Source organism: Agrobacterium sp. NPDC058088 (assembly GCF_042885035.1).
Taxonomy (GTDB): domain Bacteria; phylum Pseudomonadota; class Alphaproteobacteria; order Rhizobiales; family Rhizobiaceae; genus Agrobacterium.
Genome location: NZ_JBHVSU010000015.1, coordinates 15,991 through 40,228, shown reverse-complemented (window position 1 = coordinate 40,228; position 24,238 = coordinate 15,991). Strand labels below are relative to the sequence as shown.

The window sequence follows — 24,238 nt, the reverse complement described above, 5'->3', positions numbered from 1 at the left end:
GGATCGATTGCGTATACCTACACCCAGGAAGGATTGAATTTCGGCGTCCGTGAAAAGGAACTGCCGGAAGTCTTCGCCACCTAGGAATATCAGGTGCTGCTCGTTGCCGAGAACTATCAGACGGGCTTCGATGAACCCTTGCTGCACACGACGTATGTCGACCGGCGACTGGCTGGTATCCAGGCGGTGCAAACGCTGTCCCGCCTCAACCGCATTCATCTGCTGAAGGAAGACACATTCGTTCTCGATTTCGTCAACGAGAGGGATGAAATTCGCCAGGCCTTCAAGACCTATTATGAATGCGCGGAGATCGGTGTCCTCTGAAGCGCATCGGAAGCTTCGACTTACAGATCCAACGGGATTGGGCGGCGAGCTGCATGATGCCAAGACCTAGTTTACAGCGTGCATTTTCAGGTTGCCTTTGCTGATGTGCCGGGACCGCCTGCCTGGCGTGCTAGCAAGGATGATGAGTTCAACCGCCTTTGGGTACAAAACCCACTCCAAAACCGAACAGTCGCCCAATCTTCTCCAACGTCTCCAATGTTGGATTTCCCGCACCAGCTTCAATCTCCGCAACTTGGCGCCTAGTAAGCGACAAGGTCTTTGCAAACTCTGCCTGCGTCATGCCGAACCCTTTGCGGATTTCGACAACCGCTTCAGGTAACCTCAAGTCGCCAGTCCGAGCCCGTTCCGCCAGTGTTCGCCGGTTCTCAAGAATTTCCTCTTTCGTTGGCTTTCTCCATCGAGCCATTTAGCTGTCCTCCGGCATCACTGGCACGCCGCCAGAACGCTCTCCGCGATTTCAATGCAGCGGCCCATTGCACGCTCCAGAATTTCCAGAGACCCACCCATATCTTTCGCCATAGCCGGCGTTTGCTGGAGGTAACCGGCAAACACGGAAAACTCAGCTGCGAGCGCATTCTGCTCATCAGGATCAGGGATCAGTTCAGCGCAAATGCGTTTCCAATCGGGAAGGTGATCGCGACCACCGTCCCGCATCATGGCCCAGCGGGTGGAACGAACGATCCCCTCTTTGGCAAGCCGCATTGGCGCGAAATCAAAGAGCGGAGACAGGCGGATCGTGCCGTCCTGGTGCTTACTCAGTGCAGAATTTTGGCCGTGATTATCGGGATTGCCGAGCGCCAAATTGGCGATGTCCCGCTTCAGGTATTCGACAATGTCCGCGAAGGGATTAGCAGAATATTGGCGCAAAACGTCGATGTAGGCCTCGTGCGAGCCGACATGACCGAAATCAGCAACGCCGATCGCGGATACCAGGCTTTCTTGGCCCAGCCTAACGGTTCCGCCACCTTCTTTCTTCTTCCGGTCGAACCGAGGAATGATCAGGACACTTTCGGCATAGGTCGAAGGTTCGTGCACATTCAGGCCGATCTCTTGAGCGATCCGCGAATAGAGAGCTTCGCCTTCGAGTATAAGGCGGTCCACGGGCTCGTTGCTGCGGACCAGCTTGACAATGACGTGGCGCACGGCCTCATCGTCAGTTACGAAGCTGTCGGGATAATAGAGACCGTCCTTCGCTTGGGTCATCGAGACCTTAGGCCATTCGCCTTGCAGGCCACTTGAGCCAGAGGCGAGCATTCCGAAGCGATCGGCGACTTCCATGAAACGATCGGAGCGCTCAAGGATTTCCGCTTCTGTCACCCCTTGGCGCTCAACACCGCGCAATCGTTCCGTCTCGGCCTCTGCCGCTTCTTTGATCCGGATATTACCTATGCCGCCCGTTGCCGATCGCAGAAGCAGCGGGAGATCAGAAGCGCGCGAGCCTTCAGCAAGACTGAGATGCTCGGCAAGATTTCGCCTTGCATGCCCCTGGGGCATAAGATCCAAGAGGAAGGGCGGCCAGCTGCGGCTATATCGATTTTCGAGATCAACGGGATATCGGACAGATAACGCGCGATGGTCGCGAACCGTTTTTCCACCCGCGAACTCCGCAGATGCAACTGTGACGAAATAGTCGAGATCGTAATCGACGATGGACGCGCCCTGGAAGCCGGCCGCGTCATCCTTAAGTTCCAGCGTCGCGGCGTGGTGCCACTGGCCATAAAAATGGGTTTGGAGCGTTAGGCGCATTAATTGACCCTTTCAATGGTTCAATTAATGCATATTTTCGTTTTATTCAACCCATCAAAGTGGGTTGAATAACTGCCTTCAGAAATGCCAGCTACCGAAACGATCATTGAAACTTCTGATCCGGCTGACCATCTTCCGGCCGCTCAACGCATTGCCGCAAGCGAACAGAATAAGCGGCAGGCTGAGCACTGGTGTCATCCAAGCTTCGGAACCGCTACTCACATAATGACCCGGGACGCTACGGAAGTCCTGAAGATGTTCCGAAACATGGTGTTCAATGTCTATGCCAGAAATCGCGACGATCATGCGAAGAACCACGCCTTGCTTATGGACGTGAATGGCCGCTGGTCTCTGGCGCCCGCATACGATCTTACTTTTTCGTAGGATCAGGTGGAGAGCACAGCGCGGCAATAGCCGGGGAAGGCAGGAATCCCGGCATGTCCCACCTTCTGGCAGTCTCCAAAGGGGCCTCGATTTCTGATCAGGACGCACGGGAAGTTATAGAACAGGTTAGAGCGGCCGTAGACCGATGGCCTGAGTTTGCTGGGGAAGTTCAGTTATCCAGAACTCGGACCGCTGAACTCGACAGGTTCTTGAATGGTAATCGGCTGGCTTAAAGGCCGATGATCACCTTTGCCACGTTCGTTGTCGAAACCGACGATACGCCTGCCGTCCTTGCCATAAAACACTCGATACTCGAACAGTTGCGTCCTACCGCGAACGGGTTCCGGCACCTGTATAAAAAATCCTGAAACTTTCATAAATTGGAAGTATCAAGAATTATGTCTTCGTTGGTTGACCAGATTTCTGCAGCCGGATTGGCTGATCGTTTTCTGAATGACCGGCAACTCGCCGAGTTGCTGGGCGGCAGTGACGCGCGCCGTTATGGCCTTGTCAACCGCGCTTTGAAAGACGGGTCCCTCATCCGCCTGAAGCGTGGTTGTTATGTGCTGGCGCGACGCTATCGACGTGACCCGGTTCATCCGTTTGCCGTCGCCCAAAACCTCGTGCCGGGCAGCTATATCTCTTTCGAAACAGCACTGTCGTTTCGTGGATGGGTTCCGGAGGCGGTGTTTGTTACGGCCAGTGTTTCACCCGGACGCAACAGCCCGGACTATTCCACGCCCGGCTTCGGGACCATTAGCCATCATCCTCAGGCGATCAACGATTAGCGGTACATGGCGAGAGTAGACCGCGTCCCGCTCAACGGATCGATTGCGTTCGTTGCTAGGCCTCTTCTTGCGCTTATGGATCTGGTGGCGCTCCGCAAGGTGGAGTGGAGCGGGCTTGAATGGCTGACGATTGGTATGAGGATTGAGGAAGATGCCCTTTTCGGATTGCGATGCAAGGATTTTGCTGCATTGAAGCCGGTGTACAGGCACAAGGCTGCAAATGCTTTTCTCCGGGCGTTGGAGGGTACAGCTTCACCTGTCAGACTATTGAGGGAAGACCTGTGGGCTGAGATTCAGTGAAAGGGGTGAAATTTATCACAGCGTTCAATTAATGCAGCATTTACAGGATTGCTGTATTTTATGGATTTACTTTTGTGACCGTCCTATCCTCGCGATTCAAGACGGGAGTGTATTTGATGGCAGGTTCAGGTAATTCCTACACCACGAGTGATCTTTCCAGGAAGTCGGGTGATATTATCGCTGAGGCGCTTCGTCATCCGGTGACGATCACCCAGCGCAACAAGCCTCGTCTGGTTCTTCTTAATATCGAGGATTATGAACGTTTGATGCGGCAGTCTGATCTGCGTGCGGTTGGCACTATTGATAATATGTCTGACGCTTTGCTAGAGGAATTTGAGGCCGCAGCCGACACTTATGCGGAAACTGAAGAGACGGTTCGGTGAACGGTTTCGATACGATCGAGACTGCAGTCGTAATCCGCTACCCTTATCTGTGGAGGGAGGCTTCCCGCGGTGAAACCGAAGGCTGGAAGCGGTGATGGTTTGCGTTGCGGCCCCTGATCAGGCTGCCGCTCTGAGGTCGAAATTCGCGTGGATGACTTCGTAGGGTACGTGAACCTTTCCGTCTTCGGTTTGTTCGAATATACCCCAGTCCGACAATGCGGACACGTCCTCGTGGACACGCTTAACGTCACGTTCGACGGATCGGGCAAGTCCGCGTATGCTCGATGGACCGATCTTCTGAAGATGTTCAATCAATTCCCACCTTTTGGGGGTGATGACAGAAAAAAGCTGTGCGGGCGACGAAAAGGTGAAGACTGCCACGGGTTCTGAGGGATTGCCTGAACGCATGGCGTTCGTTGCCCTTTCAAAAACCTCATTGAGGGCAGCTTCGCTGTCTGCTCTGATTTGAATCAAGGCTTCTCTCATGGCTTCTTCCTCCTCTTGATTATCTCCTTCCGAAAGTCGGACAGGAGGGCATCGGTCGTTGTGAACATGTAAGGATGCTCGTCGCCGTCGAGATGGCAATGATCGCCTTTGCCGCGTTCTTTGTCGAAACCGACGATGCGCCGACCATCCTTGCCAAAAAACAGTCGATACTTGAACAGGTGCGTGCTACCGGGAACGGGTTCTGGCACCTTCCACACGACGATCTCGACAATCGCACCATCTGGCAAAACAGTTTTCGAACGTTCCACAAGTACCGCGGCAATCATGTTGTTGTTTATGCCATCACAACACGCTGTTGTCAAGGATGCCAACGCGGCTTTGAGGTTGTTTTGGCGGCAGGTTGCAGGATGTTTATGCTTGGAATATTTTACTGATTTATCTGTTTTAAATACATATATTAGTATTTTTATACTTTCTTTAAGGAATAAATTACCGGTATTAACTTAAGTGAACGATCGCGGCGCGCTATTGGTTTGAGGGCAGGGGAGTGTCACTAGCAAACATATAATTTATGTAGGTGTGGCGCTAAAACATATAAATAGTGTAAGTAGACTGTTGCTGTGAAAAGTGGGGAGTTTGATTGGCGGATTTGGCTTGTTGTACGGGCGGGCAATTTGAACTGCCTGCAATCAAGTGATTTATATAGGTTTTTGCATGAAGGATGAATTATTTATTGGTGGAGCAGAGAGGGAATCTGATTATGAAGTGGGCTGAAAAGGCGATGAAAATTGGTAGCGATCAATCATAATAACAATATCATGATATTGTTATTATGATTGATCGCTACCAATTTTCATCGCCTTTTCAGCCCACTTCATAATCAGATTCCCTCTCTGCTCCACCAATAAATAATTCATCCTTCATGCAAAAACCTATATAAATCACTTGATTGCAGGCAGTTCAAATTGCCCGCCCGTACAACAAGCCAAATCCGCCAATCAAACTCCCCACTTTTCACAGCAACAGTCTACTTACACTATTTATATGTTTTAGCGCCACACCTACATAAATTATATGTTTGCTAGTGACACTCCCCTGCCCTCAAACCAATAGCGCGCCGCGATCGTTCACTTAAGTTAATACCGGTAATTTATTCCTTAAAGAAAGTATAAAAATACTAATATATGTATTTAAAACAGATAAATCAGTAAAATATTCCAAGCATAAACATCCTGCAACCTGCCGCCAAAACAACCTCAAAGCCGCGTTGGCATCCTTGACAACAGCGTGTTGTGATGGCATAAACAACAACATGATTGCCGCGGTACTTGTGGAACGTTCGAAAACTGTTTTGCCAGATGGTGCGATTGTCGAGATCGTCGTGTGGAAGGTGCCAGAACCCGTTCCCGGTAGCACGCACCTGTTCAAGTATCGACTGTTTTTTGGCAAGGATGGTCGGCGCATCGTCGGTTTCGACAAAGAACGCGGCAAAGGCGATCATTGCCATCTCGACGGCGACGAGCATCCTTACATGTTCACAACGACCGATGCCCTCCTGTCCGACTTTCGGAAGGAGATAATCAAGAGGAGGAAGAAGCCATGAGAGAAGCCTTGATTCAAATCAGAGCAGACAGCGAAGCTGCCCTCAATGAGGTTTTTGAAAGGGCAACGAACGCCATGCGTTCAGGCAATCCCTCAGAACCCGTGGCAGTCTTCACCTTTTCGTCGCCCGCACAGCTTTTTTCTGTCATCACCCCCAAAAGGTGGGAATTGATTGAACATCTTCAGAAGATCGGTCCATCGAGCATACGCGGACTTGCCCGATCCGTCGAACGTGACGTTAAGCGTGTCCACGAGGACGTGTCCGCATTGTCGGACTGGGGTATATTCGAACAAACCGAAGACGGAAAGGTTCACGTACCCTACGAAGTCATCCACGCGAATTTCGACCTCAGAGCGGCAGCCTGATCAGGGGCCGCAACGCAAACCATCACCGCTTCCAGCCTTCGGTTTCACCGCGGGAAGCCTCCCTCCACAGATAAGGGTAGCGGATTACGACTGCAGTCTCGATCGTATCGAAACCGTTCACCGAACCGTCTCTTCAGTTTCCGCATAAGTGTCGGCTGCGGCCTCAAATTCCTCTAGCAAAGCGTCAGACATATTATCAATAGTGCCAACCGCACGCAGATCAGACTGCCGCATCAAACGTTCATAATCCTCGATATTAAGAAGAACCAGACGAGGCTTGTTGCGCTGGGTGATCGTCACCGGATGACGAAGCGCCTCAGCGATAATATCACCCGACTTCCTGGAAAGATCACTCGTGGTGTAGGAATTACCTGAACCTGCCATCAAATACACTCCCGTCTTGAATCGCGAGGATAGGACGGTCACAAAAGTAAATCCATAAAATACAGCAATCCTGTAAATGCTGCATTAATTGAACGCTGTGATAAATTTCACCCCTTTCACTGAATCTCAGCCCACAGGTCTTCCCTCAATAGTCTGACAGGTGAAGCTGTACCCTCCAACGCCCGGAGAAAAGCATTTGCAGCCTTGTGCCTGTACACCGGCTTCAATGCAGCAAAATCCTTGCATCGCAATCCGAAAAGGGCATCTTCCTCAATCCTCATACCAATCGTCAGCCATTCAAGCCCGCTCCACTCCACCTTGCGGAGCGCCACCAGATCCATAAGCGCAAGAAGAGGCCTAGCAACGAACGCAATCGATCCGTTGAGCGGGACACGGTCAACACTCGCCATGAACCGATAATCGTTGATCGCCAGAGGATGATAGCTAAAGGTCCCGAACCCGGGCGTCGAAAAATCCTGGCTTTTGCGTCCAGGTGAAACACTGGCCGTAACAAACACCGCCTCCGGAACCCATCCACGAAACGACAGTGCTGTTTCGAAAGAGATATAGCTGCCCGGCACGAGGTTTTGGGCGACGGCAAACGGATGAACCGGGTCACGTCGATAGCGTCGCGCCAGCACATAACAACCACGCTTCAGGCGGATGAGGGACCCGTCTTTCAAAGCGCGGTTGACAAGGCCATAACGGCGCGCGTCACTGCCGCCCAGCAACTCGGCGAGTTGCCGGTCATTCAGAAAACGATCAGCCAATCCGGCTGCAGAAATCTGGTCAACCAACGAAGACATAATTCTTGATACTTCCAATTTATGAAAGTTTCAGGATTTTTTATACAGGTGCCGGAACCCGTTCGCGGTAGGACGCAACTGTTCGAGTATCGAGTGTTTTATGGCAAGGACGGCAGGCGTATCGTCGGTTTCGACAACGAACGTGGCAAAGGTGATCATCGGCCTTTAAGCCAGCCGATTACCATTCAAGAACCTGTCGAGTTCAGCGGTCCGAGTTCTGGATAACTGAACTTCCCCAGCAAACTCAGGCCATCGGTCTACGGCCGCTCTAACCTGTTCTATAACTTCCCGTGCGTCCTGATCAGAAATCGAGGCCCCTTTGGAGACTGCCAGAAGGTGGGACATGCCGGGATTCCTGCCTTCCCCGGCTATTGCCGCGCTGTGCTCTCCACCTGATCCTACGAAAAAGTAAGATCGTATGCGGGCGCCAGAGACCAGCGGCCATTCACGTCCATAAGAAAGGCGTGGTTCTTCGCATGATCGTCGCGATTTCTGGCATAGACATTGAACACCATGTTTCGGAACATCTTCAGGACTTCCGTAGCGTCCCGGGTCATTATGTGAGTAGCGGTTCCGAAGCTTGGATGACACCAGTGCTCAGCCTGCCGCTTATTCTGTTCGCTTGCGGCAATGCGTTGAGCGGCCGGAAGATGGTCAGCCGGATCAGAAGTTTCAATGATCGTTTCGGTAGCTGGCATTTCTGAAGGCAGTTATTCAACCCACTTTGATGGGTTGAATAAAACGAAAATATGCATTAATTGAACCATTGAAAGGGTCAATTAATGCGCCTAACGCTCCAAACCCATTTTTATGGCCAGTGGCACCACGCCGCGACGCTGGAACTTAAGGATGACGCGGCCGGCTTCCAGGGCGCGTCCATCGTCGATTACGATCTCGACTATTTCGTCACAGTTGCATCTGCGGAGTTCGCGGGTGGAAAAACGGTTCGCGACCATCGCGCGTTATCTGTCCGATATCCCGTTGATCTCGAAAATCGATATAGCCGCAGCTGGCCGCCCTTCCTCTTGGATCTTATGCCCCAGGGGCATGCAAGGCGAAATCTTGCCGAGCATCTCAGTCTTGCTGAAGGCTCGCGCGCTTCTGATCTCCCGCTGCTTCTGCGATCGGCAACGGGCGGCATAGGTAATATCCGGATCAAAGAAGCGGCAGAGGCCGAGACGGAACGATTGCGCGGTGTTGAGCGCCAAGGGGTGACAGAAGCGGAAATCCTTGAGCGCTCCGATCGTTTCATGGAAGTCGCCGATCGCTTCGGAATGCTCGCCTCTGGCTCAAGTGGCCTGCAAGGCGAATGGCCTAAGGTCTCGATGACCCAAGCGAAGGACGGTCTCTATTATCCCGACAGCTTCGTAACTGACGATGAGGCCGTGCGCCACGTCATTGTCAAGCTGGTCCGCAGCAACGAGCCCGTGGACCGCCTTATACTCGAAGGCGAAGCTCTCTATTCGCGGATCGCTCAAGAGATCGGCCTGAATGTGCACGAACCTTCGACCTATGCCGAAAGTGTCCTGATCATTCCTCGGTTCGACCGGAAGAAGAAAGAAGGTGGCGGAACCGTTAGGCTGGGCCAAGAAAGCCTGGTATCCGCGATCGGCGTTGCTGATTTCGGTCATGTCGGCTCGCACGAGGCCTACATCGACGTTTTGCGCCAATATTCTGCTAATCCCTTCGCGGACATTGTCGAATACCTGAAGCGGGACATCGCCAATTTGGCGCTCGGCAATCCCGATAATCACGGCCAAAATTCTGCACTGAGTAAGCACCAGGACGGCACGATCCGCCTGTCTCCGCTCTTTGATTTCGCGCCAATGCGGCTTGCCAAAGAGGGGATCGTTCGTTCCACCCGCTGGGCCATGATGCGGGACGGTGGTCGCGATCACCTTCCCGATTGGAAACGCATTTGCGCTGAACTGATCCCTGATCCTGATGAGCAGAATGCGCTCGCAGCTGAGTTTTCCGTGTTTGCCGGTTACCTCCAGCAAACGCCGGCTATGGCGAAAGATATGGGTGGGTCTCTGGAAATTCTGGAGCGTGCAATGGGCCGCTGCATTGAAATCGCGGAGAGCGTTCTGGCGGCGTGCCAGTGATGCCGGAGGACAGCTAAATGGCTCGATGGAGAAAGCCAACGAAAGAGGAAATTCTTGAGAACCGGCGAACACTGGCGGAACGGGCTCGGACTGGCGACTTGAGGTTACCTGAAGCGGTTGTCGAAATCCGCAAAGGGTTCGGCATGACGCAGGCAGAGTTTGCAAAGACCTTGTCGCTTACTAGGCGCCAAGTTGCGGAGATTGAAGCTGGTGCGGGAAATCCAACATTGGAGACGTTGGAGAAGATTGGGCGACTGTTCGGTTTTGGAGTGGGTTTTGTACCCAAAGGCGGTTGAACTCATCATCCTTGCTAGCACGCCAGGCAGGCGGTCCCGGCACATCAGCAAAGGCAACCTGAAAATGCACGCTGTAAACTAGGTCTTGGCATCATGCAGCTCGCCGCCCAATCCCGTTGGATCTGTAAGTCGAAGCTTCCGATGCGCTTCAGAGGACACCGATCTCCGCGCATTCATAATAGGTCTTGAAGGCCTGGCGAATTTCATCCCTCTCGTTGACGAAATCGAGAACGAATGTGTCTTCCTTCAGCAGATGAATGCGGTTGAGGCGGGACAGCGTTTGCACCGCCTGGATACCAGCCAGTCGCCGGTCGACATACGTCGTGTGCAGCAAGGGTTCATCGAAGCCCGTCTGATAGTTCTCGGCAACGAGCAGCACCTGATATTCCTAGGTGGCGAAGACTTCCGGCAGTTCCTTTTCACGGACGCCGAAATTCAATCCTTCCTGGGTGTAGGTATACGCAATCGATCCAGAGCCCGCTATGTCGTAACACGGATCATATGCGCTCCTAAAAATATCGGCTGTCTCGCCTAGCACGAGAGAACCGTGAATAGAGCAGTCCTCTATAGCTCCGGCCTGTTTCGCCCATCCCGATCCGGGCCGCGCCAACGATACAGCGGACGCTTTCATGGTCGTTGTCGTTGAAAACACGCAGCAAGACTCCACTTTTATTCCTTCACAGCAAGACGCACCCCCGTCCTGCCGCTCACTTCGGCGCTTTGGGGAGCGCGTTCCCGTCGGGACAGGCTTGTTCACCGCTCCCATATTCCGTTGCCGTGGACGCCTGTTCTCGGGGCTTATCTGGCCATCTCCACTTCCCGCTACGGTCAAGATTGCTTGACGGCCGCGCGTACGATAGTGTGACGGGTTGCCGATCTGCCTTTTGTCCCGTTCCCGTCAGACCAGGTCGAACATCTCCCTGAACTCCGGGTCGGCAAAATAGGCAAGCTTGTCGGCAAAAACTGGCCGCTGTCCGGCAAGGAACAGCAGTTGTCCGTTCGCCGGCAGATTGCGTACCTCATCAGGGGTAAGCAGCGGCCGGCCGGTATGCTGTTGGCTATAGGAAATCCCGGTCTTATCGGAATCAAGCGCTCTCGCCATTGTCTGGAACACGACTGTCTCCTGTCCGAGCAAGTCAGAGATGAGGCGGGCGCTATCATGATCATTGACGCCAAAAACCTGTAGCACGCCGGCGTTTGACAAAAAAGTTCCGGCGCGGTGACCGTACGTGGCACGCAGTTGATGGATGTCCTGAAGGATGGGCCAAAGCTGGACACCATACCCCGCCATCAGACCCATCGCGCGTTCGACTGGTGCTAAGTGCCCAAGCGATGCGAACTCATCGAGCAGATAAAGAACCGGTGTCGCTGGCTTTGTCGGATCGCGAGCCATTTCGAGCAGGCTTTGGGAAACAAGCAGGCGCAGCCAGCGCGAATAGGTCGAGAGACGATCAGGCGGAAGCACGAGGAACACCGTCATGTTGCTGCGCTTGAGATCGGCAAACCGGAAATCCGAGCGGCTGAGGACGGTCGTCATGCGCGGTGAATCGAGGAAATGCGTATGGCGCTGGGCTGCCGACAAAACGCCTGCAGCTTCGCGATCGGATTTTCCGAGGTGGCGGTTTGCGGCGCGGGCGACAAGACCTCTTGCCGCATCACTGTCCTGCATCCGTTTCAGCAGCGCTACAAACTGTTCCGGAGCAAGGGTGAGATACTCGCGAAGTGTTGCAAGGTGCCGGAATCGCAAAGGCTCCGTCGAAACGATCTCGAGCAGCAATCCGGCAATCAGCGCTTTTGCCTCCTCGTTCCAATGCGCCTCCCCCGCCATTCCCGGTTCGTCGAACACGAGAGCGTCGGCAAGGGTACTCGCATCTTCCGCGACATCGAGGTTTTGGGGATCAAGCATGGCCAGCGGATTGAAGGCTGCCGAGGGTCTGCCGGTGATCCCGAAAGGATCGAGCACATGGACGGGCCCGAATTTTTGACGAGCACGGCCGGTGATCCTCGCATTCTCGCCTTTTGGATCGACACAGATCACGGAACGGTCGGCAGTCAGCAGGTTCGGGATGATCGTGCCCACACCCTTGCCGGTACGCGTCGGTGCCATCGTCAGGAGATGGGCAGGGCCATCATAGCGCAGGGGCTTGCCCGTTTTCGTATCACGACCAATCAGAAGGCCTGAACCGGATGAGGTGAGAGCGGCTATCTCCTTGTTTGTCGCAAAGCGGGCGGAGCCATGGGTCTCATCGTCATTCTCCCCGAAATGCAAAATCAGTGGGGTGGTGATGAACCAGAAGGTGATAACGGCAAGCGCCAGCAGGGTTAAGAGACCCGGGATGATGTGGACAAGCGAGCCCCGCTCGAAACCCGTTTGCTCGAGGAAATGACCGCCACCCATGCCGATCACAAAGGTGACGTTGAACAGGATGAACATAAATCCAAGAAGCCGTTTCCAGATCCGGAAGGGCATGGTGATCAAAGCCAGAAATGCCCAAAGCGGATCACGCGCGGCGGCTCGCATCATGTTTTTGAATGCGTCCCGAGAAAGTCGCAACCGGTTCATGAATACCCTTTCGCGCTTTCGCCACCCTCTCCCTTGTTTGTCAGTCCTGGTCCGATCAGATCGACAAACAGCGCCTTGTCATTATCGCGTTTCAGAAACCCTGGCAGTTCGCGGCGCAGCCATTCACCGAGTTGTTTGCTGAACTCCTGATCATTCGAAGTCTCCAGGTGATGCAGGACGAGCGAGCCGATCAGGACCTTGCGACGCATATCGTTGTTACGCTCGGTTTTCGAAAGTCGGGCCTTCAATGCAGACCGCTGCGCCTCCAGTTCAGCCAGGCGCTGTTCGATTGTTTTCCTTGCCACGATTGTTCCTTTCGATTGCGGTCGCACCGGAACTGCCGCTGTTGACTGCGGCTTTGCTCCCGGAAGACAGACCAGTTTCTATGAGGAGATCGACATAGCGATTGAAAGTTGAGGTTGGACCCTATGGTTCATGACGCTGTGGTGGCTGCTATCTGAGCTAAGGATTGTTGTGTCACCGGTGAAGCTCAGTCGCTGGCTTTCGCGGCCTGTTCGAGCTTTTCGATGTGCTCGCGGCAGACCGTGTTGACGAGCTCGTAGAGGATGGACGTTCTGGCAGTCAGCCAGGTCAGAGCCTCCTCGGTAATTTCATAATGATCGGAGTAGCGGGCCTTCACATAGGCTTCGTTCAGCGTGTTGAACCACGACTGAAACCGATGGTGATCCCGCGGCCAGGCCTCGGCGAGGCGGATATCCTGCCCTTCAGCCAGCCCTCGCAAAAATTTCAGATTATGGCTGGCAGGGCTGTAGTTGGTGAGGGTCAAAAGCAGAGTGGAATAGGCCTGCTCTATGGATTGATGCAGCATGAAAGCTGCGCTCTTTGCGTTGTGCTTCTGCAGAGCAAAGAGCGTGTGGTCTATAAAACTGTCAACGACACCGAGGCGGCTGGCATAATGTCTTTTTGCCAGCTCATATGCCTGCTCGCCCGTGAGACTCTTTGGCTCGGCGAGTTCCCTATCGTCGAGTTCGTAGAGAGCAATGCCATCACGTCGAATATCGCTGAAGAAGTATTGCCCTTCCTGCAGGAAATTGCTGATCTCGCGAGCGCCGTGCACGATCAGGCTAACCGGCGTCTCGATCTCCTTGTCCCACATCAGCCGGTCTGTTGTCTTGTCCCAGTATTTGGGATCGGCAAGTTCCTTGTTGCTGACGATGACGAGGATATCGAAATCCGATCGGTAACCTTTCGACGTATGCGGTTCATCCACCCAGGTGCCACGTGCGTAGGAACCGAACAGAATGATTTTGAAAATCCGTCCATCCTTCTTGGCGTCAGACTTCGAGCGCTCCACCAGATCAGCAAACTCTTCCTGAATAATTCCGACGACGCGCGCGAGCTCGCGTTGCTTTCGTTCTGGCAAATGTTCAAGGCTGGTCTTCATGTCTGCTCCGCTTATCGACGGTGTCCTGTATGGGCCATTCCAGAGGCCTTTGAAACTTCGATTTTTGGTAGCCACCAAGCGAATGCCTGTCTTTCTGGACGATGCACATTTGATCTTGGGGCAAACGGCTCTGATTTGCGCATATGGTATTGGAATACCTTCATTCCTCAATAGCGAACATTCAATGGTACTTTATCCTAGGTTGCATATCGCTTCCCGGTTGTTTCCCAATCGCAGGCGCTCCGGGCGCCATACCGTGGCCGACAGAGTGGAGCGTAGAGGTGACGAAGGACCGTTAACGACGCACCCTGTCCAACCGCTGCAGCCAGATGCCCGCCTGCACTGCCGCTCACCTCATGGAGGCGGCCATCACCATTCAGACAGGAGTGCGGGCCGCCCCCTTTGGTTGAAGCGGCCCGCTAGATGGAAGACCGAAGGCAAGAGCATCGTAAGCGCTGCAGCAATTATCACGGCTTGACCTGTTACGATTGCCACCCCTTCAAACGCAGAGCAAATCCCTACAACAGGCCCGTACTCGAGGTACATCTCATGATTCGGACAATTCGCTCTCTAGTACGCTACCCGTTAGCTTACCGCCGACCACCACCTATTCAAACGCCCAAGATTATCACTGCGTCACGCTGAGGCTTCTCGGCCGTATGTCGGATCGTAAACTCCCCCAATTGTCAAAAGAGCCCAAATGATGCGCGCTATACGATTTGCCACAGCGATAACGGCAACTTTGTACGGTCGTCTCGCGCGCAATCGACCGGCCCAACGACCGATTGGAGTTTTGTTATCTCGCATCATGATTGCTGTGCCCCCGAGATAAAGCATCGTTCGGAGTTCGCTATTCCCCATTTTCGTAATGTGCCCTAAAACCGAACGGCCTCCGCTTGAATGCGTGCGAGGAGTAAGACCCAGCCATGAAGAGAAATGGCGAGCAGAGGGAAACCGATGGATATCCGGAACTATCGCAATGACGCACATCGCAGTTTTCGGGCCAACACCAGGTATCGTCAGAAGCCTACACGCGTTCTCATCGTGTTTGACACGTCGCTCAATCTCCTTGTCTAGTTTCTTGACCAAATCATTCAATCGACGTATCTGGTCGCAAATGTCGGTGAGAGCTTGTTTCATAACGGTAGGCAGGACGGTATCTGCTGCACTTTCCATCAATTTGAGTAATCTAGAATAATTTTGAATGCCCTTTGCCGTTACCAGGCCGGCCTCCGCTAGGTGCCCCCGCAGCGCGTTTACGAGTTGCGTGCGCTGTGAAACAAAAAGGCTGCGAGTTCGAAAACTCGTAATCGCCGCTTGTTGGTTTAGGGTTTTGACCGGTACGAAGCGCATTGTTTTTTGCGTAAGCGCAACATTGATCGCCTCTGCATCATTGGCATCAGTTTTGCCCCGTTTCACGAACGGCTTCACGTAACTGGTATGGATCAAGCGGACGTCATGACCGAACTCTACTAGCTGCCGTGCCCAATAATAACTTGTAGCGCAGGACTCTATTCCGATCAGGCATGGCTTGAGCTTGCTGAAAAACTCCAGAACGTTCTCTCGTTTGATCTGCTTATTGAAAAGGGTTTCTCCGCTCGCATCTGCTCCATGCGCCTGGAAAACCTGCTTGGCTATATCAAGCCCTACCGTCGCCACGTCCTGCATCGGCCGCTCTCTTGAGACCTTCGGGATCGATGCCACGATATCATTGCTCGATTTCAAATTGATGACGCGAAGCACACGGCGCCGCCTTCGCTTTTCGTTCAGGCCTCGGAGAGCCCATAGATCCAAGCCTTGATGTCCGCGGACATCGACCTGACCGAATGCCCCATTTTTCAGCGCGGGAATTTTCCTCTTCAAACCGATGCGTTTGGCACCTATCCGAAAACGCGAGATTGTCTTTATTCGACCACTACTTTTAGTAGTCGAAATGCCTCTTCGATGTTGCTAACCTCGCCACCGGTAAACAGACAAGGGCGCACTTACGACTTGCACCGCAGTTGAGCGCTGAATTTCCCCGTTTGAGGACCGGAGATTTCGGTTGGCGATTTATCATCTCAGCACCAAGCCTGTCTCGCGCTCATCCGGCCGAAGTGCCGTCGCATCTGCCGCCTACCGTTGCGCGGTTCTTCTCACCAATCAGCGCGATGGCCTTGTTCATGACTTCACCCGCAAAGAGGGCGTCGAGCATAAAGAGATCGTGCTGCCGGACGGTCTTTCTGCCGAGTGGGCCTTTGATCGTTCGGCTTTGTGGAACGCTGCCGAGTTTGCAGAAAAGCGAAAAGATGCCCGCGTCGCCCGCGAATTCGAAATCGCGCTTCCGCATGAGCTGTCGCCAGAAGGGCGACTGAAGGCGGCACGCGCCTTTGCCCGGGATTTGGCAAACCGCTATGGCGCAGCCGTGGATTTTGCGATCCATTCACCCAGCGAGCATGGTGATATCAGGAACTACCATGCTCATGTGCTGATGACGACGCGACAGCTTGGCAGAACCCGTCTTGGGGAGAAAACTTATCTTGAGCACAAGAACGCACGGCTGTTGGCACATGGCATGGCGACAACCGACATGCAGCTGCGCGATATCCGGCAGTCATGGGAAGGCATCGCCAACCGTCAGCTTCAGCGCGAAGGCCTGGACGTTCGCATCGACCATCGCTCGCATGTGGAGCGCGGTCTTGAGTTGTCGCCGACCGAACATATGGGCGTGCATGCCTCGCAGATGCAACAGCAGGGAATGGCCGTCGAGCGCGGCCGGCTGGATGACGAGGCGGCACGGCAAAATGCCGAGCTGATCCGCCAAAAACCGGAACAGGTTCTGACGCTGATCAGCAACGAGAAGAGCGTGTTCGATCGGCACGATATTGCCAAAACCCTGCATCGCTATATCAACGATGACGCGCAAATGTTCCGGAACGCCTTTGCAGCTGTGATGGCCTCGACAGCGCTGGTGGAACTTCAGGCTGAGCGCATCGATCCTGAGACAGGCGACGTTTCCAATGCGCGCTATTCGACGCGTGAGATGATCGATCTGGAACTCGCAATGGCGCAGTCGGCGAACCGGTTGCATCAGGCGCATTCCCATGGCGTCGATCCTCGCCATGTCGAACGTGCGATAGAAAAACAGGATCACGCTCTTCGCAAAAGCGCTGGCGGAATGGTGGCCGCGAGCGATCCGTCATCAGGATTGTCGGATGAACAGCGCCAGGCAATCGCGCATATTACCGGGCGAGAACGCATCGCGGCTGTGGTCGGATTTGCAGGTGCTGGAAAGTCCACCATGCTCGCAGCCGCGCGTGCGGCGTGGGAGGCTGAAGGTTATCAGGTCCATGGTGCAGCACTTAGCGGTAAGGCCGCCGAGGGTCTTGAGGAAAGCTCCGGTATCGAGAGCCGCACGCTCTCGTCATGGAGTTACAGCTGGGATCATGGTCGGGGCGTTATCGGCAGCAGCGACGTGTTCGTCATCGACGAGGCCGGCATGGTCGGAAGCCGGCAGCTTGCCCGGTTCATCGGCGAGGCGGAAGAGCGCGGCGCAAAGATCGTGCTTGTTGGCGACCACGAGCAGCTGCAGGCAATTGGAGCCGGTGCACCCTTCAGGGCGATTGCCGAACAGATTGGCCATGTCGAGCTTTCCGACATTCGCCGCCAGCGCCATGATTGGCAGCGGCAAGCATCAGTTGCCTTTGCGACCCACAAGACGGCCGAGGGCCTGGCCGCCTATCGCGATCACGGCAACATCCACTTTGCGGAAAGCCGCGACGAAGCGATGGCGCAGATCGTGCGAGATTATGTTGCCGGCAGTTCTGAGCGTCCGGATGGCACCCGGGTTGCCATGGCGCATCGCCGGGCCGATGTGCGCGCCCTCAATGCCGCCATCCGCTCCGAGCTTCAGAACCGGCAAAATCTCGATCGCAGCCATCAGTTCGGGAGCAGCCCCGAGCTGAGCGACGGTGCGGGCCGTGGGGATGGTGAGGAACTCACATTCCAGACCAGTAACGGCAAACGCGCTTTCGCACCCGGTGACCGGATCATCTTCCTCGAAAACAACCGCGACCTCGGCGTCAAAAACGGCATGCTTGGCACCGTCGAGCATGTCGAGAAGGGTCGGATCGTTGCTCGGCTCGATGGTCGAGACGGCGACAGTGTCAGCATTCCAACAGACAGCTATCAGGCGATCGACCATGGCTATGCGACCACGATCCATAAAAACCAGGGAGCGACGGTCGATCGCGCTTTTGTGCTGGCGTCCGGCACCATGGACCGGCATCTGGCCTATGTCGCCATGACAAGGCATCGCGACAGCGTGCAGCTCTATGCCGACATCACGGAGTTCACGAATGCGGGCCGGCTGGTTGATCACGGCGTTGCGCCCTACGAGCATAATCCGCAGTCACGCGACAGCTATTTTGTGACGCTGGAGAATGACAAGGGAGAGCGGCATACCGTGTGGGGCGTTGATCTCAAACGGGCCATGCGAGACGCATCACCCGCGATCGGTGACAGGATCGGACTGCAGCATGAAGGCGCCACGCCTGTCACGCTTCCGGACGGCACAAAGGCAGAGCGCAATGCATGGCGTGTCGTCAAGGGTGAGGAACTCGCCTACCAGAAGCTGGCTAGCCGCCTGTCGCGTTCCGGCGCCAAGGAAACCACGCTGGATTACATCAGCGATTTTGCCGAGCGGCGCGGGATCGCAAGCGGCAGATGGATCGGGCAAGAGCTCGGGCTCAGGAGCGAGATCGAGCTTGCGTCCGGCCAAAATGCGCGCCAAGAGGTCATGTCCCGTGCGGCCCACCTGCAACGGGAGCAGCAGGACCGGCCATCAGAGCGTCAGCAGGTTGACGAGGAACGTGCCGGCGATCTGGCCGGCCCTGTTCGCAGCGAAGATCAGCATAGAACTGAGGACAACAAAGGCTATCGCCGCATCCGGTGGTCCGACCTCATGTCGAAAGACGGCGCCGTCCCTGCCCCCATAGAAGCTTCCGACCAGCAAAATTCTCTGGAACCCGGTAAGCCAGCTCCGCTTGTGCCGGCGATTACCCGTTACGACCGCAGCATCGAAGAGGTGGCGCAGCAAAGGGCGACGTCCGTTATCGATCAGAGGCTCGATACGGTGGAATCTCTCGTGCGGCGTGCGTTCCGTGATCCAGAGGAAGTCGCTGCAAGACTGCGCACCGCGATGACCGAGAAGGAAGGCAATGGCAAGATCATGGCAAAGGCCATGGCCGAGCAGCCAGAGCGCTTCGGAGACCTGCGCGGCAAGTCAGGTCTGTTCGGCAACAACAAGGAGCGCAAAGAGGCGCTGCAATATGCGAGGTCTCTCTCCGCCCATATCGGTTATGTCTCCGAGGCATGGGAACGCCGGCTTGCCGAGGAACGTCAAAGCGAGCAGTGGCAGCGGGAACAGCGTGACGTGATCGAGGTACCAGGCCTCACCCCGCGCAGCGCCGAAATCCTTGCCCAGGTGGAGAAGATGCAGGTCGACAAGCGAGGCAAGTTCATCAAAGAGCTGCGATCGTCGCCTGAGGGGCAAGCCGCGCTTGATGAGGCCAGGCAGGTGGCCGATGCACTTACGCGGCGGTTCGGTAGTTCTGATCCTCGCAGGTTCGTCGAAGAACTCGAGGCACGTCCGGAGCTCGCAAAACAGGCCGAGCAGATCCAGATGACCGCCCGTATCGTGAACCGAACGCGCATGGCCGAGCTTAGCCATGACCACGCACTCAGACGGCAGCTTAACCGGTCACAAGGGCTTGGGTTGAGCCGATAGTAGGCGCCGACGACAATCTTGGCGCCCTTTTAAGCGGGGAACGGCTGAAAGTGCGCCGCGCTTCCAAATTGCATAAGCGTCCCGGTGCACCTATCCCCCTTTCAGGGCTCAAGATGGCTTCCCTCAGCAGTTTATCACGAATAAATCCAAGCTAGCCGAGCGGCCCGGCGAAACGGTGTGCACTTCACGAGGCTATCGAATGGGGTTCGGCGTGCTGATACGAATTGCAGGCCCGATTAAATTAGGTGTACGACGAGCGGCGCCGCAATCACATTCAAAAGCCCGACCAGCACCATGACGAGGCCCGCCACGGCCCCTTCAGTTTCGCCAATCTGCTGCGCGCGAGCCGTGCCTGCACCATGAGCGCCAAGGCCAAAGAGAGCTCCGCGCGCTAGCACCGAGGCAATCGGGATGCGCGCCAGGATCATATCACCGATGACAGCTCCGACGATGCCGGTCACGACGACAAACACCGCCGTCAGATCTGGAACGCCCCCAATATCGCCCGAGACCTCCATGGCAAAGGGTGTGCTGATAGAGCGCGGCACGAGACTAAGAACGATCATGTGGTCCAGCCCGACCAGCGTTGCAAGCGCCCAGCTCGAAACGGTCGCGGTCAGACTGCCGACAAGCATACCGATCAGCAGCACCGGCCAGTGCCGGCGTATCAGGGCACGCTGCTCGTATATCGGGATAGCGAACGCGACGGTCGCGGGACCGAGCAGTAGCACAAGCCACTTCGTCCCCCGAATGTATTCCTGATAGGTCGCATGGAAAGACAGGACAGCAGCAGCGACGAGGACCGGCGCCACGGCCAAAGGCATCAACCACCAGCGGGGCCATCTCCGGTAAACATTCTTCGCGGCCCAATAAAATCCGATCGTTACGAGCGACCAGGCCAGTCCGTGAATGGCCGTTTCAATGAAGATCTGGTGTGGTGCGGACATGGCCAACCCTCCAACGATAACTAAGATCGACGGCAAAGGCCGTCATTATCATTACGGCCACAGTGCTGAGCAGGATAACGAACGCTATCTTGAGGCCAACGAGGCCGAAGAACTCGCGGTGGTCCAGCACCGCCAGCACAGCTGGCACGAAGAACAGCAGCATATCGCCGAGAAACCAGTTTGCCCCGCGCCGCATACTGACAACACTCAGTTGTCGTGACATGAGCAACAGAAGCAACAACGCAAGTCCGGGTAGGACACCAGGGAGCGGGAGGGCAAAAAAACGTACCAACTCCTCACCCGTCAGCCAAGATGCGACGACGATGCTAACCTGCAGCAATCTGCTGTGATGAATAAATCTTATTGTCTGCCGTTGCCTGCTCATGGACGCACCTCTCTGATGCAGGCGACCATATATCGCAACGCAGTATGATGAAAATGAATTGATTGACTACACAATATTCTGATATGGACTGGATATGGAATTCAGGACGTTACGAGCATTCGTTGAGGTAGTGCGCCAGGGCGGCTTTTCCCAAGCCGCAAGGACCGTGTTCGCGACTCAGTCCACCATCAGCAAGGCGGTAAAGCAATTGGAGGACGAGTTCGGCCTCCCGTTGCTCGATCGGATCGGCCATCGTAGCTTGCTGACCGCAGCCGGAAGAGTCGTCTACCGTCATGGCGTAAAGCTGCTCGCCGGCCGTGACGATCTGCTCGCCGAGCTCGATGAAATCCGTGAACTTAAGCAGGGAGCGCTGCGGCTAGGTCTTCCGCCTGTCGGTAGCAGCATACTGTTTGCGCCGCTTTTTGCTGTCTATAGGCAACGTTATCCCGGCATCGAAGTCCGACTGGTCGAGCATGGCAGCGCTCAACTCCAGGAGAGCTTAAGCGCCGGCGAGATCGACCTTGCTGGCGTTTTGCTGCCGACTTCGCCGGACTTTGACTGGCACACGGTGACACGCGAGCCCTTGGTGGCACTGCTTCCAGCGGATCACCGGTTCGCAGACAGCCGTTCTATCTCGCTTAGCGATCTCAAGGACACCCCATTCATTCTTTTCGAGGATGGATTTGCCCTGCACCGCGTGATCCTCGACGCCAGTCGGCGTGCCGGGTTCGAGGCCAACATAATCGCGCAGAGTAGCCAGATAGACTTCATGATCGGGCTTGTCGGCGCCGGTTTAGGGGTTGCTTTTCTACCCCGCATGATCGCAATCCAACGGCGTAACTCCTCTGTTCGTCAAGTCTTGCTTGATGACGCGGGAACTGAATGGATTATGGCCATAGCATGGCGTCGTGACGCTTATTTGTCAGGCGCAGCGAAAGCCTGGCTGAATCTCGTCCGCGAGGTCCACGGTGAGAATTGATCAGACTAGAGAGCAACTTGATAGATACTGTCGCGAGTTGCCACTGATCCTTCACCGGACGCGGTGACCCAACCGCGAAACAATCCATGTTCGTTATAGGGAGCGGCTACGGTGCCATGGGCATCAATAGCGACCAGCCCAGCCCCTATATCGAAGCGTGTAAAATCCTTGTGAACAGATCATCTGCCGCCGTCTAAAGCTCCTGCCAAAGGTAACGGACACGAGATGTGCTTCTCATCAGATGCAAGGCCGCCGCCATGTTTCGTTGGCTTTGCAGCAGAGCGTCGAGGACATAACCGTTCGCATTGACGGCTCGCCGTAGCCAGTATTTCTTTCCCTTGATCGTCACCATCATCGTAAACGGTGTCGCATCCGCACCTTGACCGCCGCGTCCAATGTTTCGTGTTTGGTTCAGACCAACAAATAATTGCAAAACTGGCCTGCGTGAGCTACTTAGCGTCATCCACAAGGACCCGGTGAAACTCCGGGTGGCTCTTCTGGCCGCCGATCCGCCAGACAACACAGCAACGCAACCTATTCCGTTTTCGAGGACCGAGTTTCGCTCGGCCCGTTGCATCAACTGTGAAAAATCATCAATGCAAACTTTTTCAAACTACCGTCAGGAGTGGTTCTCCAACATCCGTGGCGACGTGCTTTCGGGTATCGTCGTCGCTCTCGCGCTTATCCCGGAAGCGATAGGCTTCTCCGTAATAGCGGGCGTCGATCCCAAGGTTGGCCTCTACGCCTCCTTCGCAATCGCCTGCGTGGCGGCCTTTGTGGGCGGCCGACCCGGCATGATCTCTGCTGCAACGGCCGCGACCGCTGTTGTCATGATCTCGCTGGTCAAGGAGCACGGCCTTCAGTATCTGTTCGCCGCCACGATCCTTATGGGTATCATCCAGATCGTCGCGGGATGGCTGAGGCTCGGTCGGGTGATGCGTTTCGTCTCCCGTTCCGTCATCACAGGCTTTGTCAACGCGCTTGCGATCCTGATCTTCATGGCCCAGTTGCCTGAACTTATCGGCGTCCCAGCGCTCACCTACGTGATGATCGCAGCCGGCCTCGCCATCATCTACCTCTTTCCATACGTGACCAAGGCAATTCCATCGCCGCTCGTGGCCATCGCGGTCCTCACGGCCATGGCGTGGTGGTTTGGCATGGACCTACGCACCGTCGGCGACCTCGGCGAACTTCCGTCTTCGATCCCATTCCTGATGCTTCCGCAGGTTCCGTTGACCTGGGAGACACTACAGATCATCTTCCCATACTCGGTGACGCTCGCTGCTGTCGGCCTGCTGGAATCGCTGCTTACCGCCCAGATCGTCGACGACATGACGGATACGCCCAGCAACAAGAGTCAAGAATGCGTTGGACAGGGCGCAGGGAATATCGCCTCGGCACTCATCGGCGGCATGGGCGGATGCGCCATGATCGGACAGTCGGTCATCAACGTAACATCTGGTGGTCGAGGACGGCTTTCAACGTTCGTCGCGGGAGCTTTCCTGTTGTTCCTAATCGTCGTCCTTAACGACCTCGTCCAGATCATCCCGATGGCCGCGCTTGTTGCGGTTATGATTATGGTTTCCATTGGTACGTTCTCCTGGCGGTCAATCCTCGACCTGAGACGCCACCCGCTTCCGTCATCCGTCGTCATGCTGGCGACGGTCATCACCGTCGTCGCAACGCATGATTTGGCGAAAGGCGTGATCGTTGGCGTCCTGCTGTCCGGCATCTTTTTTGCTGGCAAGGTAGCCCGTCTGTTCAGGGTCACTCGCTTGGAGAATCCCGAAGAAAACAGTGTCACCTATGCAGTAGTGGGGCAGGTCTTCTTTGCGTCGGCACAAGCCTTTATCCACGCTTTCGACTTCACCGATAAGGGTAAGCGGATCATCATCGATCTTACCAAGGCCCATCTTTGGGACATCACCGCAATTGGCGCGTTGGACAAGGTCGTGCTCAAGTTCCGTCTGGCGGGCGACGAGGTCGATATTCTTGGCTTCAACGAAGCGAGTGCTGATATGATTGACCGCTTCGCGCTGCACGATAAGGATGAGCGGCTTGCGGCAAGCGCCTCACTACACTGAACAACGTGGCTGCGTACCATCGTGCGCACCCATCTCCTCCGCTATCGCTGCCTGTTCGTCAACTCCAAGCGCGAAGTATGCGAAGGCAAAAGCTCATCTATCTGGCTCTCGTCACCCCCCAAGACCGGCCGGCTGACGGAAACATGACCAACAGTC

The 24,238-nt window shown here is 55.2% G+C and carries 28 protein-coding genes, 1 pseudogene and 1 other annotated feature; of the genes and pseudogenes, 13 read left to right on the top strand and 16 right to left on the bottom strand.

Annotated elements, in window-relative coordinates:
* Positions 1 to 93: 93 nt before the first annotated feature.
* A complete protein-coding gene (locus tag ACFVTJ_RS24050; protein ID WP_386911057.1) occupies positions 94 to 324 on the top strand; it encodes a hypothetical protein in 231 nt (76 codons plus the stop codon).
* Positions 325 to 472: 148 nt separating this feature from the next.
* Here ACFVTJ_RS24050 and ACFVTJ_RS24045 read toward each other — a convergent pair whose 3' ends face one another.
* From ACFVTJ_RS24045 to ACFVTJ_RS24035, 3 genes are all read right to left on the bottom strand, one after another.
* On the bottom strand, positions 473 to 751 hold the full coding sequence (locus ACFVTJ_RS24045) for a helix-turn-helix transcriptional regulator (RefSeq protein WP_386911058.1): 279 nt from the start codon (positions 749 to 751) through the stop codon (positions 473 to 475).
* A 17-nt stretch (positions 752 to 768) separates the two neighbouring features.
* Positions 769 to 2,091 carry a type II toxin-antitoxin system HipA family toxin gene (locus ACFVTJ_RS24040; RefSeq protein WP_386911059.1) on the bottom strand — a complete coding sequence of 441 codons (1,323 nt, stop codon included), beginning with the start codon at positions 2,089 to 2,091 and terminating at the stop codon, positions 769 to 771.
* Positions 2,092 to 2,169: 78 nt separating this feature from the next.
* Positions 2,170 to 2,397 (bottom strand): hypothetical protein, encoded by a 228-nt coding sequence (locus tag ACFVTJ_RS24035; protein WP_386911069.1) that lies wholly within the window; start codon positions 2,395 to 2,397, stop codon positions 2,170 to 2,172.
* Here ACFVTJ_RS24035 and ACFVTJ_RS24030 point away from each other — a divergent pair.
* The 4 genes from ACFVTJ_RS24030 (at position 2,347) to ACFVTJ_RS24015 (ending at position 3,946) form a co-directional block, all read left to right on the top strand.
* Positions 2,347 to 2,475: a HipA domain-containing protein gene (locus ACFVTJ_RS24030; RefSeq protein ID WP_386911068.1), complete on the top strand. Its 129-nt coding sequence runs from the start codon at positions 2,347 to 2,349 to the stop codon at positions 2,473 to 2,475. The genes ACFVTJ_RS24035 and ACFVTJ_RS24030 overlap by 51 nt on opposite strands.
* Positions 2,476 to 2,873: 398 nt before the next feature.
* Entirely contained in the window at positions 2,874 to 3,263 is a 390-nt protein-coding gene (locus tag ACFVTJ_RS24025) for a hypothetical protein (RefSeq protein ID WP_386911064.1), read from the top strand.
* Positions 3,264 to 3,269: 6 nt separating this feature from the next.
* A complete protein-coding gene (locus ACFVTJ_RS24020) occupies positions 3,270 to 3,563 on the top strand; it encodes a hypothetical protein (protein WP_386911063.1) in 294 nt (97 codons plus the stop codon).
* Between the two features lie 116 nt (positions 3,564 to 3,679).
* Positions 3,680 to 3,946 carry a type II toxin-antitoxin system prevent-host-death family antitoxin gene (locus tag ACFVTJ_RS24015; RefSeq protein WP_386911061.1) on the top strand — a complete coding sequence of 89 codons (267 nt, stop codon included), beginning with the start codon at positions 3,680 to 3,682 and terminating at the stop codon, positions 3,944 to 3,946.
* A 117-nt stretch (positions 3,947 to 4,063) separates the two neighbouring features.
* On the opposite strand, the gene ACFVTJ_RS24010 is transcribed toward ACFVTJ_RS24015, so the two are convergent.
* Both ACFVTJ_RS24010 and ACFVTJ_RS24005 read right to left on the bottom strand, forming a co-directional pair.
* The gene (locus ACFVTJ_RS24010; RefSeq protein WP_004444360.1) at positions 4,064 to 4,432 is read right to left on the bottom strand and encodes a hypothetical protein; all 369 of its coding nucleotides are present in this window, start codon (positions 4,430 to 4,432) and stop codon (positions 4,064 to 4,066) included.
* Complete coding sequence (locus tag ACFVTJ_RS24005) at positions 4,429 to 4,719, bottom strand: DUF6516 family protein (protein WP_386911062.1); 291 nt, start codon at positions 4,717 to 4,719, stop codon at positions 4,429 to 4,431. Before ACFVTJ_RS24005 ends, ACFVTJ_RS24010 begins: the two co-directional genes overlap by 4 nt.
* A 986-nt stretch (positions 4,720 to 5,705) precedes the next feature.
* Here ACFVTJ_RS24005 and ACFVTJ_RS24000 point away from each other — a divergent pair.
* Both ACFVTJ_RS24000 and ACFVTJ_RS23995 read left to right on the top strand, forming a co-directional pair.
* Positions 5,706 to 5,996 (top strand): DUF6516 family protein, encoded by a 291-nt coding sequence (locus ACFVTJ_RS24000; RefSeq protein WP_386911062.1) that lies wholly within the window; start codon positions 5,706 to 5,708, stop codon positions 5,994 to 5,996.
* The gene (locus ACFVTJ_RS23995) at positions 5,993 to 6,361 is read left to right on the top strand and encodes a hypothetical protein (RefSeq protein ID WP_004444360.1); all 369 of its coding nucleotides are present in this window, start codon (positions 5,993 to 5,995) and stop codon (positions 6,359 to 6,361) included. The genes ACFVTJ_RS24000 and ACFVTJ_RS23995 overlap by 4 nt, the downstream gene beginning before the upstream one ends.
* A gap of 117 nt (positions 6,362 to 6,478) precedes the next feature.
* Here the strand turns inward: ACFVTJ_RS23995 and ACFVTJ_RS23990 are convergent, their stop codons facing one another.
* The 3 genes from ACFVTJ_RS23990 to ACFVTJ_RS23980 form a co-directional block, all read right to left on the bottom strand.
* Entirely contained in the window at positions 6,479 to 6,745 is a 267-nt protein-coding gene (locus ACFVTJ_RS23990; protein ID WP_386911061.1) for a type II toxin-antitoxin system prevent-host-death family antitoxin, read from the bottom strand.
* Positions 6,746 to 6,861: 116 nt separating this feature from the next.
* A complete protein-coding gene (locus ACFVTJ_RS23985; RefSeq protein ID WP_386911060.1) occupies positions 6,862 to 7,551 on the bottom strand; it encodes a hypothetical protein in 690 nt (229 codons plus the stop codon).
* Positions 7,552 to 7,949: 398 nt separating this feature from the next.
* The gene (locus ACFVTJ_RS23980; protein WP_386911067.1) at positions 7,950 to 8,078 is read right to left on the bottom strand and encodes a HipA domain-containing protein; all 129 of its coding nucleotides are present in this window, start codon (positions 8,076 to 8,078) and stop codon (positions 7,950 to 7,952) included.
* Here ACFVTJ_RS23980 and ACFVTJ_RS23975 point away from each other — a divergent pair.
* The 3 genes from ACFVTJ_RS23975 (at position 8,028) to ACFVTJ_RS23965 (ending at position 9,952) form a co-directional block, all read left to right on the top strand.
* Entirely contained in the window at positions 8,028 to 8,255 is a 228-nt protein-coding gene (locus ACFVTJ_RS23975) for a hypothetical protein (protein WP_386911069.1), read from the top strand. The two genes, ACFVTJ_RS23980 and ACFVTJ_RS23975, sit on opposite strands and share 51 nt — an antisense overlap.
* A gap of 78 nt (positions 8,256 to 8,333) precedes the next feature.
* The gene (locus ACFVTJ_RS23970; RefSeq protein WP_386911059.1) at positions 8,334 to 9,656 is read left to right on the top strand and encodes a type II toxin-antitoxin system HipA family toxin; all 1,323 of its coding nucleotides are present in this window, start codon (positions 8,334 to 8,336) and stop codon (positions 9,654 to 9,656) included.
* Between the two features lie 17 nt (positions 9,657 to 9,673).
* Complete coding sequence (locus tag ACFVTJ_RS23965; RefSeq protein ID WP_386911058.1) at positions 9,674 to 9,952, top strand: helix-turn-helix transcriptional regulator; 279 nt, start codon at positions 9,674 to 9,676, stop codon at positions 9,950 to 9,952.
* Between the two features lie 148 nt (positions 9,953 to 10,100).
* On the opposite strand, the gene ACFVTJ_RS23960 is transcribed toward ACFVTJ_RS23965, so the two are convergent.
* The 5 genes from ACFVTJ_RS23960 to ACFVTJ_RS23940 all read right to left on the bottom strand — a co-directional run bounded on the left by ACFVTJ_RS23960 (position 10,101) and on the right by ACFVTJ_RS23940 (position 15,663).
* Complete coding sequence (locus ACFVTJ_RS23960) at positions 10,101 to 10,331, bottom strand: hypothetical protein (RefSeq protein ID WP_386911057.1); 231 nt, start codon at positions 10,329 to 10,331, stop codon at positions 10,101 to 10,103.
* A 519-nt stretch (positions 10,332 to 10,850) separates the two neighbouring features.
* Entirely contained in the window at positions 10,851 to 12,515 is a 1,665-nt protein-coding gene (locus tag ACFVTJ_RS23955) for a type IV secretory system conjugative DNA transfer family protein (RefSeq protein WP_386911056.1), read from the bottom strand.
* Positions 12,512 to 12,820 (bottom strand): mobilization protein, encoded by a 309-nt coding sequence (locus ACFVTJ_RS23950; protein WP_386911055.1) that lies wholly within the window; start codon positions 12,818 to 12,820, stop codon positions 12,512 to 12,514. The genes ACFVTJ_RS23955 and ACFVTJ_RS23950 overlap by 4 nt, the downstream gene beginning before the upstream one ends.
* Before the next feature lie 185 nt (positions 12,821 to 13,005).
* Complete coding sequence (locus tag ACFVTJ_RS23945) at positions 13,006 to 13,920, bottom strand: nucleotidyltransferase and HEPN domain-containing protein (protein ID WP_065660187.1); 915 nt, start codon at positions 13,918 to 13,920, stop codon at positions 13,006 to 13,008.
* Positions 13,921 to 14,556: 636 nt separating this feature from the next.
* Positions 14,557 to 15,663: an IS110 family transposase gene (locus tag ACFVTJ_RS23940; protein ID WP_386911054.1), complete on the bottom strand. Its 1,107-nt coding sequence runs from the start codon at positions 15,661 to 15,663 to the stop codon at positions 14,557 to 14,559.
* 301 nt (positions 15,664 to 15,964) lie between these two features.
* Here ACFVTJ_RS23940 and traA point away from each other — a divergent pair, with 301 nt between their 5' ends.
* Entirely contained in the window at positions 15,965 to 19,687 is a 3,723-nt protein-coding gene (gene traA / locus ACFVTJ_RS23935; RefSeq protein WP_386911053.1) for a Ti-type conjugative transfer relaxase TraA, read from the top strand.
* Positions 19,688 to 19,923: 236 nt separating this feature from the next.
* On the opposite strand, the gene ACFVTJ_RS23930 is transcribed toward traA, so the two are convergent.
* Together ACFVTJ_RS23930 and ACFVTJ_RS23925 are read right to left on the bottom strand one after the other, a co-directional pair.
* Positions 19,924 to 20,634, bottom strand: a complete 711-nt coding sequence (locus ACFVTJ_RS23930; protein ID WP_386911052.1) for an LrgB family protein — start codon at positions 20,632 to 20,634, stop codon at positions 19,924 to 19,926.
* Positions 20,606 to 21,019, bottom strand: a complete 414-nt coding sequence (locus tag ACFVTJ_RS23925) for a CidA/LrgA family protein (protein WP_386911051.1) — start codon at positions 21,017 to 21,019, stop codon at positions 20,606 to 20,608. The genes ACFVTJ_RS23930 and ACFVTJ_RS23925 overlap by 29 nt, the downstream gene beginning before the upstream one ends.
* Before the next feature lie 94 nt (positions 21,020 to 21,113).
* Between ACFVTJ_RS23925 and ACFVTJ_RS23920 the strand changes: the two genes are divergently transcribed.
* A complete protein-coding gene (locus ACFVTJ_RS23920) occupies positions 21,114 to 21,998 on the top strand; it encodes a LysR family transcriptional regulator (RefSeq protein ID WP_386911050.1) in 885 nt (294 codons plus the stop codon).
* A 232-nt stretch (positions 21,999 to 22,230) separates the two neighbouring features.
* Here the strand turns inward: ACFVTJ_RS23920 and ACFVTJ_RS23915 are convergent.
* Positions 22,231 to 22,353, bottom strand: a pseudogene (locus tag ACFVTJ_RS23915) (DDE-type integrase/transposase/recombinase); the annotation flags it as partial.
* 111 nt (positions 22,354 to 22,464) lie between these two features.
* Positions 22,465 to 22,520: a sequence feature (sul1 is cis-regulatory element that is thought to sense ions involved in sulfur or methionine metabolism; They are found in Alphaproteobacteria), on the top strand.
* 74 nt (positions 22,521 to 22,594) lie between these two features.
* On the opposite strand from ACFVTJ_RS23915, the gene ACFVTJ_RS23910 reads away from it, so the two are divergent.
* Positions 22,595 to 24,082 carry a SulP family inorganic anion transporter gene (locus ACFVTJ_RS23910; RefSeq protein ID WP_386911049.1) on the top strand — a complete coding sequence of 496 codons (1,488 nt, stop codon included), beginning with the start codon at positions 22,595 to 22,597 and terminating at the stop codon, positions 24,080 to 24,082.
* The last annotated feature ends 156 nt before the right edge of the window (positions 24,083 to 24,238 follow it).

Bases quoted from the DNA above. Each gene is read 5' to 3' on its own strand.
- ACFVTJ_RS24045 (WP_386911058.1), bottom strand. From the start codon at position 751: ATGGCTCGATGGAGAAAGCCAACGAAAGAGGAAATTCTTGAGAACCGG.
- ACFVTJ_RS24040 (WP_386911059.1), bottom strand. From the start codon at position 2,091: ATGCGCCTAACGCTCCAAACCCATTTTTATGGCCAGTGGCACCACGCC.
- ACFVTJ_RS24030 (WP_386911068.1), top strand. From the start codon at position 2,347: ATGTTCCGAAACATGGTGTTCAATGTCTATGCCAGAAATCGCGACGAT.
- ACFVTJ_RS24035 (WP_386911069.1), bottom strand. From the start codon at position 2,397: ATGATCGTCGCGATTTCTGGCATAGACATTGAACACCATGTTTCGGAA.
- ACFVTJ_RS24025 (WP_386911064.1), top strand. From the start codon at position 2,874: ATGTCTTCGTTGGTTGACCAGATTTCTGCAGCCGGATTGGCTGATCGT.
- ACFVTJ_RS24020 (WP_386911063.1), top strand. From the start codon at position 3,270: ATGGCGAGAGTAGACCGCGTCCCGCTCAACGGATCGATTGCGTTCGTT.
- ACFVTJ_RS24015 (WP_386911061.1), top strand. From the start codon at position 3,680: ATGGCAGGTTCAGGTAATTCCTACACCACGAGTGATCTTTCCAGGAAG.
- ACFVTJ_RS24010 (WP_004444360.1), bottom strand. From the start codon at position 4,432: ATGAGAGAAGCCTTGATTCAAATCAGAGCAGACAGCGAAGCTGCCCTC.
- ACFVTJ_RS24005 (WP_386911062.1), bottom strand. From the start codon at position 4,719: ATGATTGCCGCGGTACTTGTGGAACGTTCGAAAACTGTTTTGCCAGAT.
- ACFVTJ_RS24000 (WP_386911062.1), top strand. From the start codon at position 5,706: ATGATTGCCGCGGTACTTGTGGAACGTTCGAAAACTGTTTTGCCAGAT.
- ACFVTJ_RS23995 (WP_004444360.1), top strand. From the start codon at position 5,993: ATGAGAGAAGCCTTGATTCAAATCAGAGCAGACAGCGAAGCTGCCCTC.
- ACFVTJ_RS23990 (WP_386911061.1), bottom strand. From the start codon at position 6,745: ATGGCAGGTTCAGGTAATTCCTACACCACGAGTGATCTTTCCAGGAAG.
- ACFVTJ_RS23985 (WP_386911060.1), bottom strand. From the start codon at position 7,551: ATGTCTTCGTTGGTTGACCAGATTTCTGCAGCCGGATTGGCTGATCGT.
- ACFVTJ_RS23975 (WP_386911069.1), top strand. From the start codon at position 8,028: ATGATCGTCGCGATTTCTGGCATAGACATTGAACACCATGTTTCGGAA.
- ACFVTJ_RS23980 (WP_386911067.1), bottom strand. From the start codon at position 8,078: ATGTTCCGAAACATGGTGTTCAATGTCTATGCCAGAAATCGCGACGAT.
- ACFVTJ_RS23970 (WP_386911059.1), top strand. From the start codon at position 8,334: ATGCGCCTAACGCTCCAAACCCATTTTTATGGCCAGTGGCACCACGCC.
- ACFVTJ_RS23965 (WP_386911058.1), top strand. From the start codon at position 9,674: ATGGCTCGATGGAGAAAGCCAACGAAAGAGGAAATTCTTGAGAACCGG.
- ACFVTJ_RS23955 (WP_386911056.1), bottom strand. From the start codon at position 12,515: ATGAACCGGTTGCGACTTTCTCGGGACGCATTCAAAAACATGATGCGA.
- ACFVTJ_RS23945 (WP_065660187.1), bottom strand. From the start codon at position 13,920: ATGAAGACCAGCCTTGAACATTTGCCAGAACGAAAGCAACGCGAGCTC.
- ACFVTJ_RS23930 (WP_386911052.1), bottom strand. From the start codon at position 20,634: ATGTCCGCACCACACCAGATCTTCATTGAAACGGCCATTCACGGACTG.
- ACFVTJ_RS23925 (WP_386911051.1), bottom strand. From the start codon at position 21,019: ATGAGCAGGCAACGGCAGACAATAAGATTTATTCATCACAGCAGATTG.
- ACFVTJ_RS23920 (WP_386911050.1), top strand. From the start codon at position 21,114: ATGGAATTCAGGACGTTACGAGCATTCGTTGAGGTAGTGCGCCAGGGC.
- ACFVTJ_RS23910 (WP_386911049.1), top strand. From the start codon at position 22,595: ATGCAAACTTTTTCAAACTACCGTCAGGAGTGGTTCTCCAACATCCGT.